The sequence below is a fragment of the Blautia sp. MSK20_18 genome, assembly GCF_020553125.1.
GTDB lineage: Bacteria > Bacillota > Clostridia > Lachnospirales > Lachnospiraceae > Blautia_A > Blautia_A fusiformis.
The window spans coordinates 1-16,336 of sequence record NZ_JAJCGR010000051.1; the positions used below are offsets into that span (position 1 = coordinate 1).

General features: G+C 43.9%; 12 protein-coding genes, 7 tRNA genes and 2 pseudogenes. 5 read left to right on the forward strand and 16 right to left on the reverse strand.

Annotated elements, in window-relative coordinates; genetic code table 11:
- Both LI091_RS18785 and LI091_RS16840 read right to left on the reverse strand, forming a co-directional pair.
- Window positions 1-84, reverse strand: a pseudogene (locus tag LI091_RS18785) (IS607 family transposase); the annotation flags it as partial.
- A gap of 105 nt (window positions 85-189) precedes the next feature.
- Window positions 190-396 (reverse strand): annotated as a pseudogene (locus tag LI091_RS16840) (hypothetical protein); the annotation flags it as partial.
- A 300-nt stretch (window positions 397-696) separates the two neighbouring features.
- Here LI091_RS16840 and LI091_RS16845 point away from each other — a divergent pair.
- From LI091_RS16845 to LI091_RS16855, 3 genes are all read left to right on the forward strand, one after another.
- A complete protein-coding gene (locus tag LI091_RS16845) occupies window positions 697-1,401 on the forward strand; it encodes a LytR/AlgR family response regulator transcription factor (protein ID WP_265191389.1) in 705 nt (234 codons plus the stop codon).
- A 473-nt stretch (window positions 1,402-1,874) separates the two neighbouring features.
- Window positions 1,875-2,369, forward strand: coding sequence for a hypothetical protein (locus LI091_RS16850; RefSeq protein ID WP_265191390.1), 495 nt, complete (start codon window positions 1,875-1,877; stop codon window positions 2,367-2,369).
- Window positions 2,366-3,184, forward strand: coding sequence for a sensor histidine kinase (locus tag LI091_RS16855; protein WP_265191391.1), 819 nt, complete (start codon window positions 2,366-2,368; stop codon window positions 3,182-3,184). Before LI091_RS16850 ends, LI091_RS16855 begins: the two co-directional genes overlap by 4 nt.
- 96 nt (window positions 3,185-3,280) lie before the next feature.
- Here LI091_RS16855 and LI091_RS18685 read toward each other — a convergent pair whose 3' ends face one another.
- The 6 genes from LI091_RS18685 to LI091_RS16885 all read right to left on the reverse strand — a co-directional run bounded on the left by LI091_RS18685 (window position 3,281) and on the right by LI091_RS16885 (window position 11,082).
- Window positions 3,281-3,523: a GIY-YIG nuclease family protein gene (locus tag LI091_RS18685; RefSeq protein ID WP_265191396.1), complete on the reverse strand. Its 243-nt coding sequence runs from the start codon at window positions 3,521-3,523 to the stop codon at window positions 3,281-3,283.
- Between the two features lie 429 nt (window positions 3,524-3,952).
- Window positions 3,953-5,380 (reverse strand): glycoside hydrolase family 32 protein, encoded by a 1,428-nt coding sequence (locus tag LI091_RS16865; protein ID WP_265191392.1) that lies wholly within the window; start codon window positions 5,378-5,380, stop codon window positions 3,953-3,955.
- Between the two features lies 1 nt (window position 5,381).
- Window positions 5,382-7,301, reverse strand: coding sequence for a PTS beta-glucoside transporter subunit IIBCA (locus LI091_RS16870; RefSeq protein WP_265191393.1), 1,920 nt, complete (start codon window positions 7,299-7,301; stop codon window positions 5,382-5,384).
- Between the two features lie 541 nt (window positions 7,302-7,842).
- On the reverse strand, window positions 7,843-8,823 hold the full coding sequence (locus LI091_RS16875) for a LacI family DNA-binding transcriptional regulator (protein ID WP_021652887.1): 981 nt from the start codon (window positions 8,821-8,823) through the stop codon (window positions 7,843-7,845).
- Window positions 8,824-9,078: 255 nt separating this feature from the next.
- Window positions 9,079-10,047, reverse strand: a complete 969-nt coding sequence (locus LI091_RS16880; RefSeq protein WP_084449199.1) for a M23 family metallopeptidase — start codon at window positions 10,045-10,047, stop codon at window positions 9,079-9,081.
- A gap of 165 nt (window positions 10,048-10,212) precedes the next feature.
- Entirely contained in the window at window positions 10,213-11,082 is an 870-nt protein-coding gene (locus LI091_RS16885) for a SpoIID/LytB domain-containing protein (RefSeq protein WP_173734513.1), read from the reverse strand.
- Between the two features lie 174 nt (window positions 11,083-11,256).
- On the opposite strand from LI091_RS16885, the gene LI091_RS16890 reads away from it, so the two are divergent.
- Window positions 11,257-12,474: a metallophosphoesterase gene (locus LI091_RS16890; protein WP_265191394.1), complete on the forward strand. Its 1,218-nt coding sequence runs from the start codon at window positions 11,257-11,259 to the stop codon at window positions 12,472-12,474.
- Here LI091_RS16890 and LI091_RS16895 read toward each other — a convergent pair.
- Window positions 12,438-14,798 (reverse strand): carboxypeptidase regulatory-like domain-containing protein, encoded by a 2,361-nt coding sequence (locus tag LI091_RS16895; RefSeq protein ID WP_265191395.1) that lies wholly within the window; start codon window positions 14,796-14,798, stop codon window positions 12,438-12,440. The two genes, LI091_RS16890 and LI091_RS16895, sit on opposite strands and share 37 nt — an antisense overlap.
- A gap of 129 nt (window positions 14,799-14,927) precedes the next feature.
- Here LI091_RS16895 and LI091_RS16900 point away from each other — a divergent pair, with 129 nt between their 5' ends.
- Window positions 14,928-15,347: a DUF3592 domain-containing protein gene (locus LI091_RS16900; protein ID WP_092071782.1), complete on the forward strand. Its 420-nt coding sequence runs from the start codon at window positions 14,928-14,930 to the stop codon at window positions 15,345-15,347.
- Between the two features lie 264 nt (window positions 15,348-15,611).
- Here LI091_RS16900 and LI091_RS16905 read toward each other — a convergent pair.
- From LI091_RS16905 to LI091_RS16935, 7 genes are all read right to left on the reverse strand, one after another.
- Window positions 15,612-15,684: transfer RNA gene (locus LI091_RS16905), tRNA-Lys, on the reverse strand.
- A 64-nt stretch (window positions 15,685-15,748) separates the two neighbouring features.
- Window positions 15,749-15,821, reverse strand: a tRNA-Phe gene (locus LI091_RS16910).
- 5 nt (window positions 15,822-15,826) lie between these two features.
- A tRNA-Met gene (locus tag LI091_RS16915) sits at window positions 15,827-15,900 on the reverse strand.
- 15 nt (window positions 15,901-15,915) lie between these two features.
- Window positions 15,916-15,988: transfer RNA gene (locus tag LI091_RS16920), tRNA-Thr, on the reverse strand.
- Between the two features lie 7 nt (window positions 15,989-15,995).
- Window positions 15,996-16,077 (reverse strand) — tRNA-Tyr (locus LI091_RS16925).
- Window positions 16,078-16,085: 8 nt separating this feature from the next.
- Window positions 16,086-16,158: transfer RNA gene (locus LI091_RS16930), tRNA-Val, on the reverse strand.
- A 29-nt stretch (window positions 16,159-16,187) separates the two neighbouring features.
- Window positions 16,188-16,261, reverse strand: a tRNA-Asp gene (locus tag LI091_RS16935).
- Window positions 16,262-16,336 lie beyond the last annotated feature (75 nt).

The following is a 16,336-nucleotide window of genomic DNA, read 5'->3' on the forward strand; positions in this document are numbered from 1 at the left end:
TCCATTGGCATCCCAATTTCGTAATGTCTGGGCGGATACGCCTATAATTTTTGAAGATTCATGTATAGAATAATATTTACTCAAAGCATCAACTCCTTTCAATAATATTCCACTCTAATATCTTATAAAACTCAACATGTACTTATATGATTTTATAATTTATATTTAACTGTTAATAATCTCCGCTCAGTTTTTTCTCAGAAAATCTGTCAGGATCCCTTCACTGATACATTCTGTGATTGCCTGCTCTACTGCTGTATCCAGTGGCATTTCTGCTGCGTATTCTCTTACACGAAAAGTGTATTCCGCATAGTCCTCAAGGGTCCTGCAGGTTTCCATCAGCTTCCGGTTATGACCTTTATTAATATTCAGCATGACTGCCTTCAACTCCAGTGACAGGTCTGAATCTGGAATTGAATCCTCCGGAAATCTCCCTGCATGATCATGTGATTTAAGCATTGAGATTTCTTTGTAATAGCCGAATGGCTGATGAATTTCAGATACGGAAGAACCCGTATAGATCAACAATAGAAATGAAATGCTTTTCTTTACTTTAGCACAATATGGGCGAATATACAATCAAAACATTTCGACAAATTTCTCTCCTCTGGACTTTCCCATTATTTTCATGTATATTTGACATATAACGACACCACGGCTGCCTGAGGCAGCCGAATAATTTTCTGGAGTATGCGTATGTTGAAGATTGCGATCTGCGAAGACAGTGAGATTTTTGTAGAGATCATAAAGAAAAATATTGAAACCATTCTGAAAGTCCCTTATGAACTGCATCCATTCCTTTCCGGAAAAGAGTTTATGACTTCTCTGCCGGAGCTGGGGTGCCCTTATGATATCGTTTTTCTGGATATCTCCCTGGGTGACGATACGGTTTCCGGAATTGAACTTGGCCAGATGATAAATGGAGAGAATCCCCGGACGCAGCTGATCTTTATCAGCCAGTATCTGGAATATGCTTCCGATGTTTATTCCACGAAGCACACCTATTTCATTTACAAAAACCGACTTAACGAATATCTGCCGACTGCACTGGATGCCGCACTTAAAAATCTCCAAACAGATGAAGAACTGTATCTTATCATCAAGATCAAACGCTCCCACCTTCGTATCCCGGTAAATGATATTTTATACCTGGAGCGGAACCTTCGTGAAACAACCGTTCATACCAGAACAGAAACCTATACAGTCAGAGACAAACTGAATGTTCTCCAGCAACAGCTGCCGGATTTTTTCGTGTGCTGCCACAGAAGTTTTCTCGTGAACCTTCATGCAGTTTCCAAACTCCAGCATACAGAGATCACATTGAACACCGGTCAGCAGATTCCTGTCAGCCGCGCACATTATGAAGATATTAAAAAATCTTTTTCTCTGCTGATGCTGTGATTCCGAAAGACTGACTTTCGTATTTTGCTCTGATATCCTATAACATTTCCAAGAAAGAAGGTACTCTCATGCCACAGTTTCTGAAATTTATTTTATACACTCTTCTTCCGAGTTCTTTCATAACTTCCTATATCTGTGTCCGATTTTGCACTGGTATCCTTACGCCATCCCGGAGCTTTTTTCCCAAAAACCGTAGCCGTTTTTTTGTCTCATTTATGTTGCCCATAACAGCTGCCTTTATGTCAAAATATTGGTTTCCCAGTATGGGCTCCTGGCTTATCCAGTTGACACTCCTTCTCCTGACAATTCTTTATTTTTCAGATCCTCTGAATAAAAAGATTTCCATATTTCTGATCTTAATATGTATTCTGGCAATTTCTGAAAATATCGCTGCAACGTTTGCCCTGCCGATTTACACTCTTATACACCACGAAGAATCGTTTCGTTATAATTTGCTTTATACATCTGGTGAAATGCTTTTTTTAATAATCATAGATTTCTTCGTTGCATTGCTGTTTATTAAAAAACTGGTTCCACTAATCCGGAATTATTCCCACAGTATTCAGCTGACTACCATTGCTGAGCTTCTTTTTCCCGTACAGGCGTCTTCACTTCTTGTGGGAATATTGCTATACCGTAAAAATTCTCCCTGGTTAAAATGGCTGATCATTTTATACTGGTTTCTCAATCTTCTCTGCTGTCTGATCATAGCCAGGGCTTTTCACAACATTTCTCTCAGAGAAAAAAGACACGAACTGTTGGTTCAGCAGATGAGTTTTCTTCAGAAACAGCTGGAATATACAACCGAAATGGAACAAGAATATCAATCTGTGCGAAAATGGAATCACGATATGGAAAACCATCTCTTTTCACTGAATTATCTGATCCGCACCCAAAAATATCTTGAGGCAGATGTATATCTGGAAACAATTCTTTCAGAACTTCCGCCGGAAAAGAGGACTTTATGAAACGAGGCTTTACTATTCTTTTTATAGAACTTTTCTGTGTTCAGGCATCTCTTTTCCTGGGAGCTCTGCTACAGGAATATGCTCTGTTCTGCCAGATAATGCTTCTCTTTTTTCTGGCCCTCACTTACCGCAGGATCTACCTTCTTGCCAGACGATCGCTCAAAAATGCTCAGGAAGAGGCAAAGTTTCAGGCTCTTCAGAAGCAGGAACAATTACAGAAAGAACAGGAGCAGCTGTTTGTTTCCAGAAAGCAGGAGACTCTGGCGTTCCAACAGGCTACCATCCGGAAACTGCAGACACTTCAGAATTACCTGAAAACGAACGAATATGATAAAATCCAGGACTACCTGCCAGCCATCACCGATGATTTTCAGAGAGAACGTTTCCATCCCATCTGCCAGGACAGCCTGATCAACGCCATCCTTGCGGACAAAAGATTTCTTGCCATGCAGAAAAATATCAAAGTTACCTACGAGGTTCTTCTTCCGGAGAAATCCAATATTCCCTCTTCGGAACTGAGCAGTATATTTTTCAACCTGCTGGATAATGGAATAGAAAGCTGCAACGCTTCCGGTTCTGAAGCACCGTTTATCTCTGTAACATCAAAAATGTCCGCCGGTTTTCTTACTGTCCACATGCAAAACAGCAAAGATCCGGCACGACCATTCAACCACAAAACATCAAAAAAAGATATCCTCAACCATGGATTCGGCCTGTCCATAATTGAAGATATCTGTGAAAAAAATGATGGCAGCTGTCAGTGGATCGACAATGGGGATACCTTTGATTCAGTTGTTATGCTGAGATACCAATAGGATTCAGCAGAACATACATATCCTTATCTTTCAGTTCCGCTGCATAATGCTCCACACATTTGAAGCCTTTTGAAATATCAAAATGTTTATCAAAATTCAAAACTTCATCAGTTCCAGCTTCTTCTCCCTGGTCAGCTGCTTAATCCGGTACTCCCGGCTCATGGCCTCTTCCCTTGTGGCAAAGCCCTCATAATACACCAGCTTCACCGGCCGCTTGGCCCGGGTATATTTGGCACCTGACTTGCCTTCATTATGGGCTTTCATCCGCCTGGCAAGACAGTTTGTCCACCCAGTGTAAAGTGTGCCGTCTGCACACTGCACGATGTATGTATAGTTCATAGCAGTCTCCTCTTCTGTAAAAAATTTATGCAATACAATGCCAAATGCCAGTACATCTTCAGTAACATCAACCCTGATATGTGCCTTCCTGTAAAACAAATATCTGAACACTTTTCTGGACAGTGTGATCTGTCTTCCGTGATATTTCCTCTCCTGTAAAACAAACATCCAGTCGGCCGCATTCTTTCTATGTAAAGACAGCCACCAACATTTCTTCAGCAGCCATCCTTCTATACTCAAGCAGCCGGCACAATTCATGTATTTCACTTATAACAAAGATAAAGCAGGTCGGGATTCCGGCTGCGGATTTTCCCACCTGCTTTATTATACGGTCATTTCTTATTTCTGTGAATATGGAATTCACTGCATAGCTGCTCTATAGGTATTCGTATTCTGATCTTGCTGTATTTCCCGATTAATAAGCCCAGCCTACTCCATCACATAATTCTTCAGCACATAAATCTTCCCATCACACTCCACAGCCTCCACCTTCACAGTCTGTTCCTGCGTTTCCGGATAATATCTGGAAGAGAAAACAACCTCTCCGCCATTCACATAGATTTCCACAGCTGTAGTATCCGCAAGAACTCTGATGCTTTCGATCACACCAGACGGAACATGCGCCTTACGTACTTTACGTCCGGCACCGGCCTTCTCGGAGAGAGTTAAGATCACATCTCCGTCCTGATATTCCAGGAAGAGATTTTCCCCAAGGCTCACTTTACCCTGCTCACCTTTTACCTGAACATCCAGATCAAACGGTCCATTCACCGGAATCTCCGCACTGGAACCGCTGACAGAAACGCCAGTCTTTCTCAGCCCGTTCAGTTCTTCCACCGGATACTGATAAAGCATTCCGTTTTTATACGTAACTTCCCTTGGAACAGTCAGGCAATGCTGCCAGCCTTCGCTCTCTGCTGTAGGATTCACATACTCCTCATCTGCATCCGGCATTCCCATCCAGCCGATCAGGATCCGTCTGCCCTTTCCATCCTGGAATGTCTGGGGTGCATAGAAATCAAAGCCGTGGTCCCATTCCCGGAAAGCTTTTTCCTCCGGCTTTCCATCCTTCAGGATAAAGTATCCGGACTGATAGATGTTCTGAAAACGGAACTCTTCTCTGGTCAGTCCCTGGGGAGATACAGAAAGCACCTCCTGTCCCTCAAGAGTGAAAAAATCCGGGCACTCCCACATGTATCCGAATGCCTTTTCTGTAGTAAGCTCACTGTCAAATTTCCAGTTCTTCAGATCTTCGGATCTGTAAAAAAGTACGGCGCCCTGGTCGCTTTTCTGACGGCCGCCAAGGATCATCCGGTACTCTTCCCCCTCCTTCCAGACCTTCGGGTCACGGATGTGGCAGGTGTAATTCTCCGGATAATCCTCACAGGAAACTGCAACCTCCTTTGTTCCGAAATGAAGGCCGTCCGCACTCTCCACATGAAGAGTGCTGGACTGTCTTCCGTTATTGATATAATCATAATCTCCATCCATCTTGATGTTTCCTGTGTAGAAAAGATGAAGCTTATCTTTCTCCGCAATCGCAGAGCCTGAGTAAACACCATGACAGTCATAAATGCTGTCCGGCAGAAGCGGAACCCCTTCATATCTCCAGCTGATCATATCTTCACTGGAGTAATGTCCCCAGAATTTCAGTCCACCGTTGGCCTCAAACGGAGAATACTGGAAAAACACATGATATCTTCCCTTGTACCAGCATAATCCGTTCGGGTCATTGAGCCATCCCACAGGCGGCATCAGATGATGGGTCAAACGGTTTGTCTGCATCGTCCTATCAACTGCTGCCGTTTCCTCGATTTTTCGCACTTCCTCTGCAAGGACCTTGGTCAGAGAACTCATTTTATTTTACCTCCAGTACTTCAGAACCATTATTTACTGTTCCTTCTGCAAGCATTTTTACTTCTTCATAATCATCGGTATTGGTTACGATCAGCGGTGTGGTCACATCATAGCCGGCTGCCTTAATAGCATCCATATCAAAGGTGATCAGTGTCTGGCCTTTTTTGACCACGTCACCGTCCTTTACATGAGCGGTGTAGAATTTACCGCCAAGCTCAACAGTGTCAACGCCGATATGGATCAGCAGCTCCAGACCACTTTCTGTTGCAAGCCCGATGGCATGCTTTGTGTCAAAAATTGTAGAAACCGTAGCGTCACAGGGTGCTTTTACTTCACCTTTGGACGGAATCACTGCCATGCCCCTTCCAAGGACTTCAGATGCAAAGGTTGCATCCTTTACTTCTGAAAGCGGGATCGCAGTTCCCTCAAGCGGGCTGTAGAGGGTCTGTGCACCTGTCTCTGAAGTTTTCTCCTGGGCAATTTCTGCCGGAGCATCTGATTTTTTCTCTGCTTCAATATTTTTTTCAGCTGTTTCCTGTACCTCATCCTTATATCCGAACATCCAAGTAAGCACAAAAGCCACACCAAATGCGATGGCAAACATCAGGATATAACCAACTGGATTATTCAGGCACAGCAGGATTCCGAAGATACCGGTAACACCTGTTCCTGTGGCACCAAGACTGCTAATGGAGGCAAAAAGTGCTCCGCATGCACCACCCAGGCAGCCCATGATAAACGGCTTTCCGAAGCGGAGGTTTACACCGAAGATTGCCGGCTCTGTGATTCCCATGCATGCGCTTAAGGCAGAAGGAACAGCCATGGATTTGATCTTCTGATTTCTGGATTTCAGGCCTACAGCAAGAGCTGCACCACCCTGTGCAATGTTAGCTGCAGATGCAAGTGGCAGCCAGTAGGTAACGCCGAATTTGGCCAGCTGTCCAAGGTCAATGATAGTGTACATGTGATGAACACCAGCAACAACAGTCGGTGCATAAAAGGCACCCATGATAAAGCTTCCGATTCCAAATGGCAGTGCGATCAGCCACTGGATCCCATCCAGAAGTCCGTTCTCAACTGTTACGAAGATCGGTCCGATAATGGAAAGTGTAAGATAGCCGGTTACAAAAACACTGACAAGCGGTGTTACAAAAAGATCGAACATTGCAGGTACGACTTTATGAAGTCTCTTCTCAATCTGTGCCAGTACCCAGACTGCAATGATAACCGGGATTACATGTCCCTGATATCCAACCATGTCAATGGAGTAAAGTCCGAACCATACTTTCTGTGTGGCCTGTACGCCTTCCGTGGCAACTGTCCAGGCGTTCTGCAGATTCGGATGAATCATGATCATACCGATAACCGCACCAAGGTAAGGGTTGGCGCCGAATACTTTTGCACCACTGTAAGCGATGAGGATCGGCAGGAATGTGTACGCTGTGTTACTGAAAAGCTGTGCAAATACATAAATGGAACCATTGGTGTTAATATTCAGGAAGCCGTTGTTTACCATAAAGTTCAGGGCTTCCATGATTCCCATCAAAAATCCGCTTGCTACGATAGCTGGGATGATCGGGACAAAAATATCTCCCAGTGTCTTGATCAGTCTCTGTATCGGATTAGCCTTGGATGCTGCCACCTTCTTAAGCTCATCCTTACTACTCTCTGATATTCCGGCGATCTGGATAAATTCATCATAAACCTTGTTTACAACTCCTGTTCCCAGGATGATCTGCATCTGTCCCTGTGCGAAAAACACGCCCTTCACACCGTCGATGTTCTCTATATATTCCTTATCCGCCTTGTCATTATCCGCAATGACCAGACGAAGCCTTGTTGCACAGTGCGCCGCGGAAATGATGTTTTCTTTCTTTACTACATGATCATAGATTTCCTGTGCTGTCTTTCTGTAATCCATGTCCTTCCTCCTTTTCTGCTACTGTTCCCGGACAGTCATCTCTTTCTTCTTTCCCTTTCTTCGGATCAGATCTGTCTGTTCTTTCTTCAGCTTCCCGGGATTTATTATCTCTGATCCATTGTTTTTCATTTATTTATGAGATTGATTTCATACATCCATTCATACAAGGGACGGTAATTTTTCCATTTTTTAAGCTTTTTGATGATTTCAGCACTTTTCAATGGTATGTTTTATGTTATTGCTTGTGTTCTTATGTGGAATCGTTCTCACATCTTACTTGTATTATAACTACTGCATTATTATTTGTAAATCCGCAACATCGCACAAATTTCTTCAGTCAAAATTGTACATATTCCATAAGAACAGATGCAAAACAGACAAACCAGTCAGGACATCGCAGAAAAAATCTGGCATTTTTCTGTGTTTGCTCAGCCATAACACAGCACCACACCAAAAGAAGCAGGTCTTTTTCTCCCAAAAGATCTGCTCCTGTTCCACAATAACTTATAATTTCTTCCTCTGTCTGCGAGGATATTCTCTGTTACCTGTGAGATTCCCGTTCCACAAGCTCACATCCCATTTTTATTTCCTTGCTGATCCCGGTATCGTTCTCAATAAGATCAGCCAGCATGGCTGCTGCCTCCATTCCGCTGGTCTTATAATAAAAATGTACCGTTGTCAGCTTCGGTTCCACGATCTTACCCGGAACTCCATCCCCAATCCCTGCGATCTGAACATCCTCGGGAATGCGAAGCCCGATCTCCTTCAAATAAGTCATGGCTCCCACCGCCATAGTATCCGTAGCACACACAAGAGAATCTATGGAAGGCTCCTCCTCAAAAAGCTCCTTCGCCATCTCATACCCGGAATCCATGGTAAAGCTTCCGATCTTCATCCTCTCCGGCACGACCTCCAGCTTAGCTTTATGGATAGCATCCATAAAACCCTTTTTCCTGCAGGCACCAACTGCCTCGTCCTTATCTGTAACGCCGATATAGGCAAACTTTTTCCCCTTCTCCGCCAGCTTCTCCGTGACCTGAAAAGCTGCTTTATGATCATCCTGATAAATACATGGATATCCGTCCAGATGCTGTCCCAGGATCACGATCGGTACCTTATAATCCTTCAGCATCTGTTTATGCTTTCTGGTAAACATGGTAGCAATAAAAACCACTCCGTCCACCTGACGTTCTTTAAACAGAGAAAGGTATTTCAGCTCTTCTTCCACATCATTATTGGTATTGGCCAGAATGAGCTGATATCCTCTCCGTGTAAGAATATCACTGATCCCTGTCACCTCACGGCTTATGGTATCTGAATTGATCTTTGGAAGGATGACACCGATGAGACTGGTTTTTTTGGTCCGCAGTGTCTGTGCCTGGGAGGATGGCTGATAGCCTGTCTCCTGGATCACCCTGCGGATGACTTCCTTTTTTTCACTGCTGACATATCCATTATTCAAATATCTGGATACCGTAGCTCTGGAAACTCCGGCAAGCCTGGCTATTTCATTAATGTTCATAACTTATGTACCTCTTCTTTTGTCCTGTTATATCTGTCCTTGTATGCATATTTATAATATAGATTATACACGGTTTCTTTCCTGTAAAAAAGATTCTTTTCCTATGTAAATGAAAATTTTTATTACTGCTCACTCCGTTCTCACTAATACGCTTCACAACGCAGAGGATACGGGATGCATATACCTCCCATCCCGTATCCTCCATACTCTGTTTCCAAAAATCTCCCCGGCATATCTGTTTTTCGGTTTTCCCTGTCATTCCAGATATTCAAACGGATCTACCGGCACGCCATCCTTTTTCATTGCAAAATAAAGATTCGGGCCTTCTACAGAATAATATTTGGTAGGTGCACTGATATTTCCGATCACTTCACCCTCCTTTACTGTGTCACCTTCTGCCACAGTAAGGTCCTTCAGCTGCCCGTATACTGCCTGATAACCATTTCCCAACTCCATAGTCACAGTCGTTCCCGTGCAGGCATCCTGCACAACAGAAAGCACCTGACCATCAGCCGCCGCATACACCGGCGCATCCTCCACTGCCTGCAAAGCAATGGCAGAGCTCACACGATACTGATCCAAAGTCGGATAATATACGGTTTCATCCATATTGTAATCCACAAGAACCGTTCCTCTGACCGGCCATTCCATAATGGAATCCTCCGTAAAATCCAAAGCCTGTGCCGCAATTCCGACAGCTGAGGTCTCTGCGGTATCTGTGGAAGCTCCAGCTCCGTTATTCACCGCTCCCTCTGCCGATGTATTTCCGGCATTATCTGCTGTATTTCCAGTGCCATCTGTGCGGCTTCTGTCTGCACCTGCCGCCGCAGACACGCTCCTATCATCCGTACCACTTCCATTATCTGCATCTGCCGCTGCATTTTCGGCTGTACCACTTCCTGCAGTCTCACGGATGCTTCCTGTCACTCCATCTGCTCCGGCTTCTGAAGCTCCTGACAGACCTGCTTCATCTCCGGTTTCTCCATCAGAGATCTCATCCTGTGCTACATCCTGCCAGCCATCTCCGGCAGCTGCCGCATCCTCTGCGTTTTCCCCGTCCGAAAGCTCCTCTTCCAGCCCGGTCTCTTCTACCTGTACAGAATTTTCCTCCTGGGGATTTTCTGCGATGGGCTTTGTTCCAAGCTGATAAACAGTAATCCCAAGTGCCGCCACTGCTGCCAGAACACCTCCGTTGATAATACCTCTCACAATTTTACTTTTCATATTCTTTCCACCTCTGTCTGATATGTTCATTTTCAGTAACAGAAAAAACAGTAAAGCTGCCGTTTCGGTCACCATTTCTATATCTATAGAGTGTCCAGAATATGGCTGTCTATTCATTTTTTGAATATTTTTTTATCAGACGTTGCTTCGGATGCCTGACTTTCTTTAATCCTCAGCTTTCAGCTCCATCTCCGGAAAATATTTTTTCAGGATCTCCTCCGCACTGCTTCCGTTTTTTGCCATCTCATTTCCACCAAACTGGGAAAATCCCACACCATGACCGCTGCCACGCACTCGCAGATAATAAATATCATCCTTTTTCTTCAAACTGAAATTCGCGGATTCCAGTCCCATTCCCGCTGCAAAGCTTTCTCCCTCCAGGAGTGTTTCCCCAATCGTAAGCTCTGTCACATAACCGGCACTGTCCCGTTTTTTGATCTTCAGCTCCCCGGAAAGCTGCTCCGCAGGAATTTCCACGATTTTTATACGATCCGGAGATTTTTTGTCCGCACTGCTATCTGCCGATTTCAGATATGTATACGCCTCATCATGAAAAACTTCTTCCCCGCTGCGGGTTTTCCCTGCGCTTCTCTTATGCCAGGGAGTCAGCCTCACTTTTCCTTCATATGTAAGTACCTGTCCATCCGTCTCTTTTGCTGCCTGCTCATAGATCTGCCTTTTTTCTGCAAAAAAATATCTCCAGACTTCCTCTGTACTTCCGTTTTCCCTCAGGATCTCTGCCAGATTTTTCCCCTCGCCCAGCCACCTTTGAATATTCGACCGTGCGATCACAGTCTGCGCCTTTATGGTTTCTTTTTTCATATCCGGGGAAATCTGCGAAAAAACAATGACCGGGAGATATTCTTCCATATCCGGCACCCTCTCTGCCAGGACCCTCTCCGGTCCATTAATGGTTGCCGCCGAAAAATAAGGAAGAACAATTGCTAAAAACACCAGACAATATCGAAGAAGCGCATATTTTTTCATAAAAAGCACCATAAGCGTTCTTTTTCCTAATATATGTTCTTTTGCCAAAAATTATTATTTGCTGTATACTATAGCAGTTCTATGAATCAATGCATCAAAAAAAGTTATTCCGAACATGCTGCAGTAATTTATGGAAATGCTATGTATCAATCCAAAAAGTATCTGCAGCGATCAGTCCTGCTCACCGCTTATTGCTTGCCACGAATGGAGGTATCACACACCATGCTTGCCATCTTTCTCGCACCATTATATATTCTCATTAATATTTATATCGTCCGCTGGATGATTTTGTGGATGGGTGCCTGTACTCATTTTTTCCAGACCTTTGCGTTCCGGGCATGCTTTGCAGGTGTTTATATTTTTCTGTCCACTTCTCTTCTGACCTGTTTTCTCATCCGGAAGCCCCCTGCGCTCCATCGCTTCCTGAAAAATACGGCAAATTATTTTCAGGGAACATTTCTTTACATCCTGATCGTAATCGTAACTACAGATCTCTGCAGACTGATCCTGAAGCATACGCTTCATCCGGCCTGGATGTATTCCAGGAAAGCCTTCGTAGTCACAGGCGCTGTCTGCACCCTTCTGATCATTGGTGTCAGTCTCTATGGGATTTTTAATCAGTGGAATATTAAGACAAAAACTTATGATGTGAAAATAGACAAGCAGGTGAAGGGAAAGGACTCCCTGAAGATCGTCCTGCTCGCAGACATTCATTTCGGTTACAGTATCGGAGAAAAACATGCCGGACTTCTTGTAAAAAAGATCAACGCCGAAGATCCGGATCTGATCTGTATTGCCGGCGATATTTTTGATAACGAATATGAAGGGATCAAAAACCCGAAAAAAACAGCGGCCATTCTCCGTTCGCTGAAATCCAGATACGGCGTTTATGCCTGTTGGGGCAACCATGATCTCAGCGAACCGATTCTGGCCGGTTTTACCTTCCGCAATGCAAAAAAAGATTATGATGATCCCAGAATGCGGAATTTTCTGGAATCTGCCAACATCCGGCTTCTCGATGACGAAACCGTCCTCATAGATAAACGGTTTTATCTGACAGGCCGTAAGGATCCTTCACGCTGCCGAAAAATGTCCGATACCCGTAAGGATCCTGACCAGCTTACAGCCTACCTTGACAAAACACTCCCGATTATTTTTATGGATCATCAGCCCGGTCAGCTGGATGAAGTGGCAGCCGCAGGCGCAGACCTTGATCTCTGCGGCCATACTCATGACGGCCAGCTGTTCCCTCTGAACATCATCACCGGCCTGATCTGGGAAAATTCCTGCGGCTACCTGAAAAAGGGGACTATGCACAACATCGTTACCTCCGGTGCCGGCATATGGGGCCCGAATATGCGTACTGCCACAAACAGCGAGATCTGTTCGATCACAGTACATTTTTATCCTGCCAGACCTAACTCCTCTGATCCCTCATAAATATCTTCCACCGGCAGCTCCTCCGCACGCTCACTATCCTCTTCTGTTCCGTCATTTTCTTCTTCCGTTTCAGAGTCCTTCGGAAACTCAATTACTTCAGCCGTATCACCACTTTCTGATATCTCCGGCTCTTCACTGGAATCATCAAATATCTCTTCCTCAGTATTATCGTCCGTCTTTCCTTCTTCAGAACTCATATTGAGTTCCTCGCTGCTCTCTTCTTCAACTTTCTTTTCACTGTTTCGGATGATCTCAAGGGCTTCTGTTTCTGAAATAATGCCTGAATTATCTTCCATTGCATTTGCTTCCGGCACTTCATAATCATATACAAAGGTATTGACTGGCATAAGCTTGTTTGACTGCACATCATAGTCAAATACATGCCACAGGTATCCTTCCCTGTTAACCGGTACATTTGCCTGGTAGATCTGTTTTCCACCCCGGTAAACGGTTACTTTGGCTGACGAAGCAGATAATTCTGTACTCGCATCATCTTCACCATTTGTATAATCGTATACATAAAAGCTATATTTTCTTCCGGTGAAGCCTTTGTATATGGTTGTTGTTTCCGGTCCATAGCTGCTTGTATCATCCAGATCCAGATTTGCTATTACATCTCCATCCTCTGAATATGCATTTTTATCCCTATAGTATACATGGAAGTAGTCATCTCCGTTTTCATTAGCAGGTCCCAGCAGATGAGAATCCAGATCTCGCGGAGTTTCTCCCCATGTAAGCACGATCTGAAGAAGTCCCTCATCTCCTGCACTGATATTGGTCGGTGACATTGTTACATCACGTTCACTGCATGCATTTGCCTGAACTACAACATTGATATGGGCAGAAACAAAATCTTCATTGCTTGCATTCAGCGTATAGTTTCCGGCTGGCACGGTCAACGTATAGGTTCCATCTGCTGATACGCCTTCTTTCACAGTCTCTCCGATCACATTATCCCAGCCCTTACGTAATTCATAAGTTACATTTTCTATATTTCCACCGGTCATGGAATGAATAAATCTTCCACTCAGCTCACCATCTCCGGCTTCTGCTCTGGATACCATCAGGAAAGATTCTGCGTATGTGATCTGGTTCGCTGATACTTCCATGGAACTGCTCTCATATTTCTGGTAACCGGTTGCTGTGACAACAATTTTGTAGGTTCCTTCATCAAGATCATTAAATGAATAAGTTCCATCTTCTTTCGTGAAAGTTTTTTCAACCTTGACTGTTCCGGAATATGCTTCCACGCTGGCATTTTTTACAGGAGCTTTACTGTTTGAATCCAAAACGCTTCCCTCAATGCTTCCGGCTCCGACTGTACATTTATCTACCAGTGTTCCATTTTCAAAATGAACCTTCAATTTTAGTGGATTATCGTCATCATCAGACAGAAAATCCTTGGACAACGTATAATGCCATACCGTTTTCAGGAACTTTCCGACCACCGTATCCGGATTCAACTCACCCGCTGCGTAAATATAGGTTCTTACATCAGAACAAAGCACATTTCCGGCATCACGAACTGTATAGGATACGCTTGCCTTTGCCGCAGGTCCTACCTTAATATCAATTCCTGCCAGATCCCATGTCTCCAATGCAGTCAGATTTAATCCAAACTGAAGACCGCATTTCGCAGATCCTTCTATTGTGACCGGTGTCAAAGTCTGACTGAAATCATGGATAAATCTTCCATTTCCATCTTTGAATTCATATCCGCCAGTTGCTTCAACGGAATATTTCACAACAAACTGCCCGGACACATCATAAAACAGAGAAACCACCAGATCTGCAGAAAGACCAGTTGTACCAAGCTTTATAGGAACTCGTCCCAGTTCAAGTACATCGCTGACTGTTTCCATAGTTCCACTTGCATGTTTGATCTGCTGCTCTGAATTCACGCCACTTATATAAAGTCCGCCTTCGAAATCAGCTTTTCCTGTAACTGACGCAATAAAATGCTTTACCTCTATCTTTCCCCAGCTGAATCCGGCATCCAGCTTACAGCTTACATCCGGAATCGTAACAGCAACAGAACCGGACAGCTTCACCTTTGTGATATTCTGGACTTTTAATGCAATATCTGTATCTGTTCCCATTTCCTTTGCAGAAAACAGTGCAACCTTTCCGGTTTCCAGATTTTTATAAGCATTTCCGTCTTTTACTGTGATCGTATAAGTTCCGTCACTGTTCTGGACAACATTGTATATATTTTGGGAAGTATCTTTGACTTCAACTACATTTGCTGGCATGCTGATTCCTAAGATCAACATCAGGATCAGCATCAGCGGCAGCAATTTTTTTGACGCACTTTTTCTCTTCATAAGCACTTTTCCCTTCTGCTGTACTATGCTATAATGTTCATCAATTATAAATTTTCGAGATCATTCGAAATCATTTATAATTAATCCCCCGTAAATTATCAGACTATCAACCAAGAAAGGAGAAAAATCATGAGTGTCACCGTAAATCCAAAAGCCCGACAAATTTTACCGGTTATTCTGGGCTGCTGCGTAATTGGAACTGTTTTTTTTCTGGCAATAACTATCTGTTCCGCCATAAAATATCATGATTACGTACCTGTAGATGCTGTTATATCATCTGTCAGCCGCTCAAATAATCCTAACAAGCCTCATAGTTCCAATTATCATAACTATGTGAAGTACTCTTACACCTACAAGGAACAAAATTACACAGCTGACCGAATCGAGTTTTTACGCCTTGGCAAAGCCCCCGGAAAGCATGTTCAGATCAAATGTGATCCGCAGAATCCAAACCAGATCCAGAATATCTATTCTATGACCATCTCTATTGTCTTCCTAGTAATCCTGATCATAACAGATTTCCTGCTCATTCTTATGATAAAGTCTTAATACTGTACAGCTATGCTCTAATTTTGTCGAAAATGTCCATAATATTTTTTTTATCGCATTGACATACTCCTACCATTGAAATCCTACTCGATGGCTCTGCTGATTCGTTCGTCAGTACGTAATTTTCTATGATATAAAAAAGACGGTTACGCTGAATCACAACGTAACCGTCTTCCTTTATACTATACTCGCACAGATATAAAACAAAATTCCCACCTACTGCCTTGAGCAATAAATGGGAATTTATCTGATCCACTTAAAAAGTGAGGCATCGGGGATTCGAACCCCGGACAACTTGATTAAAAGTCAAGTGCTCTACCGACTGAGCTAATACCCCATATTAAATTAATTAATACTCAGGCTTTTTCTAACCAGCCGTTCGCATGTTTTACATTAAAACATGCCCAGAGCCGGAATCGAACCAGCGACACGAGGATTTTCAGTCCTCTGCTCTACCAACTGAGCTATCTGGGCATAAGTAGCGGGGACAGGATTTGAACCTATGACCTTCGGGTTATGAGCCCGACGAGCTTCCAGACTGCTCCACCCCGCGTTATTAAATGTTAAAAGCCGATGATCGGACTCGAACCGATAACCTGCTGATTACAAATCAGCTGCTCTGCCAATTGAGCCACATCGGCATTTAAGTGGATGGAGAAGGATTCGAACCTTCGAAGGCGGTGCCAACAGATTTACAGTCTGCCCCCTTTGGCCACTCGGGAATCCATCCATAATCTATGGGACCTATAGGGCTCGAACCTATGACCCTCTGCTTGTAAGGCAGATGCTCTCCCAGCTGAGCTAAGATCCCATATTTAATTCATTACAGCTAAGCTGTAACGACCCAGAAGAGACTCGAACTCTCGACCTCCGCCGTGACAGGGCGGCGCTCTAACCAACTGAGCCACTGGGCCATTTTAAGGTTTGTACCTTAAAAACTACATACATGCTTGTTGATCGTTAATCAAACTCTTTGAATCAATTCTTAA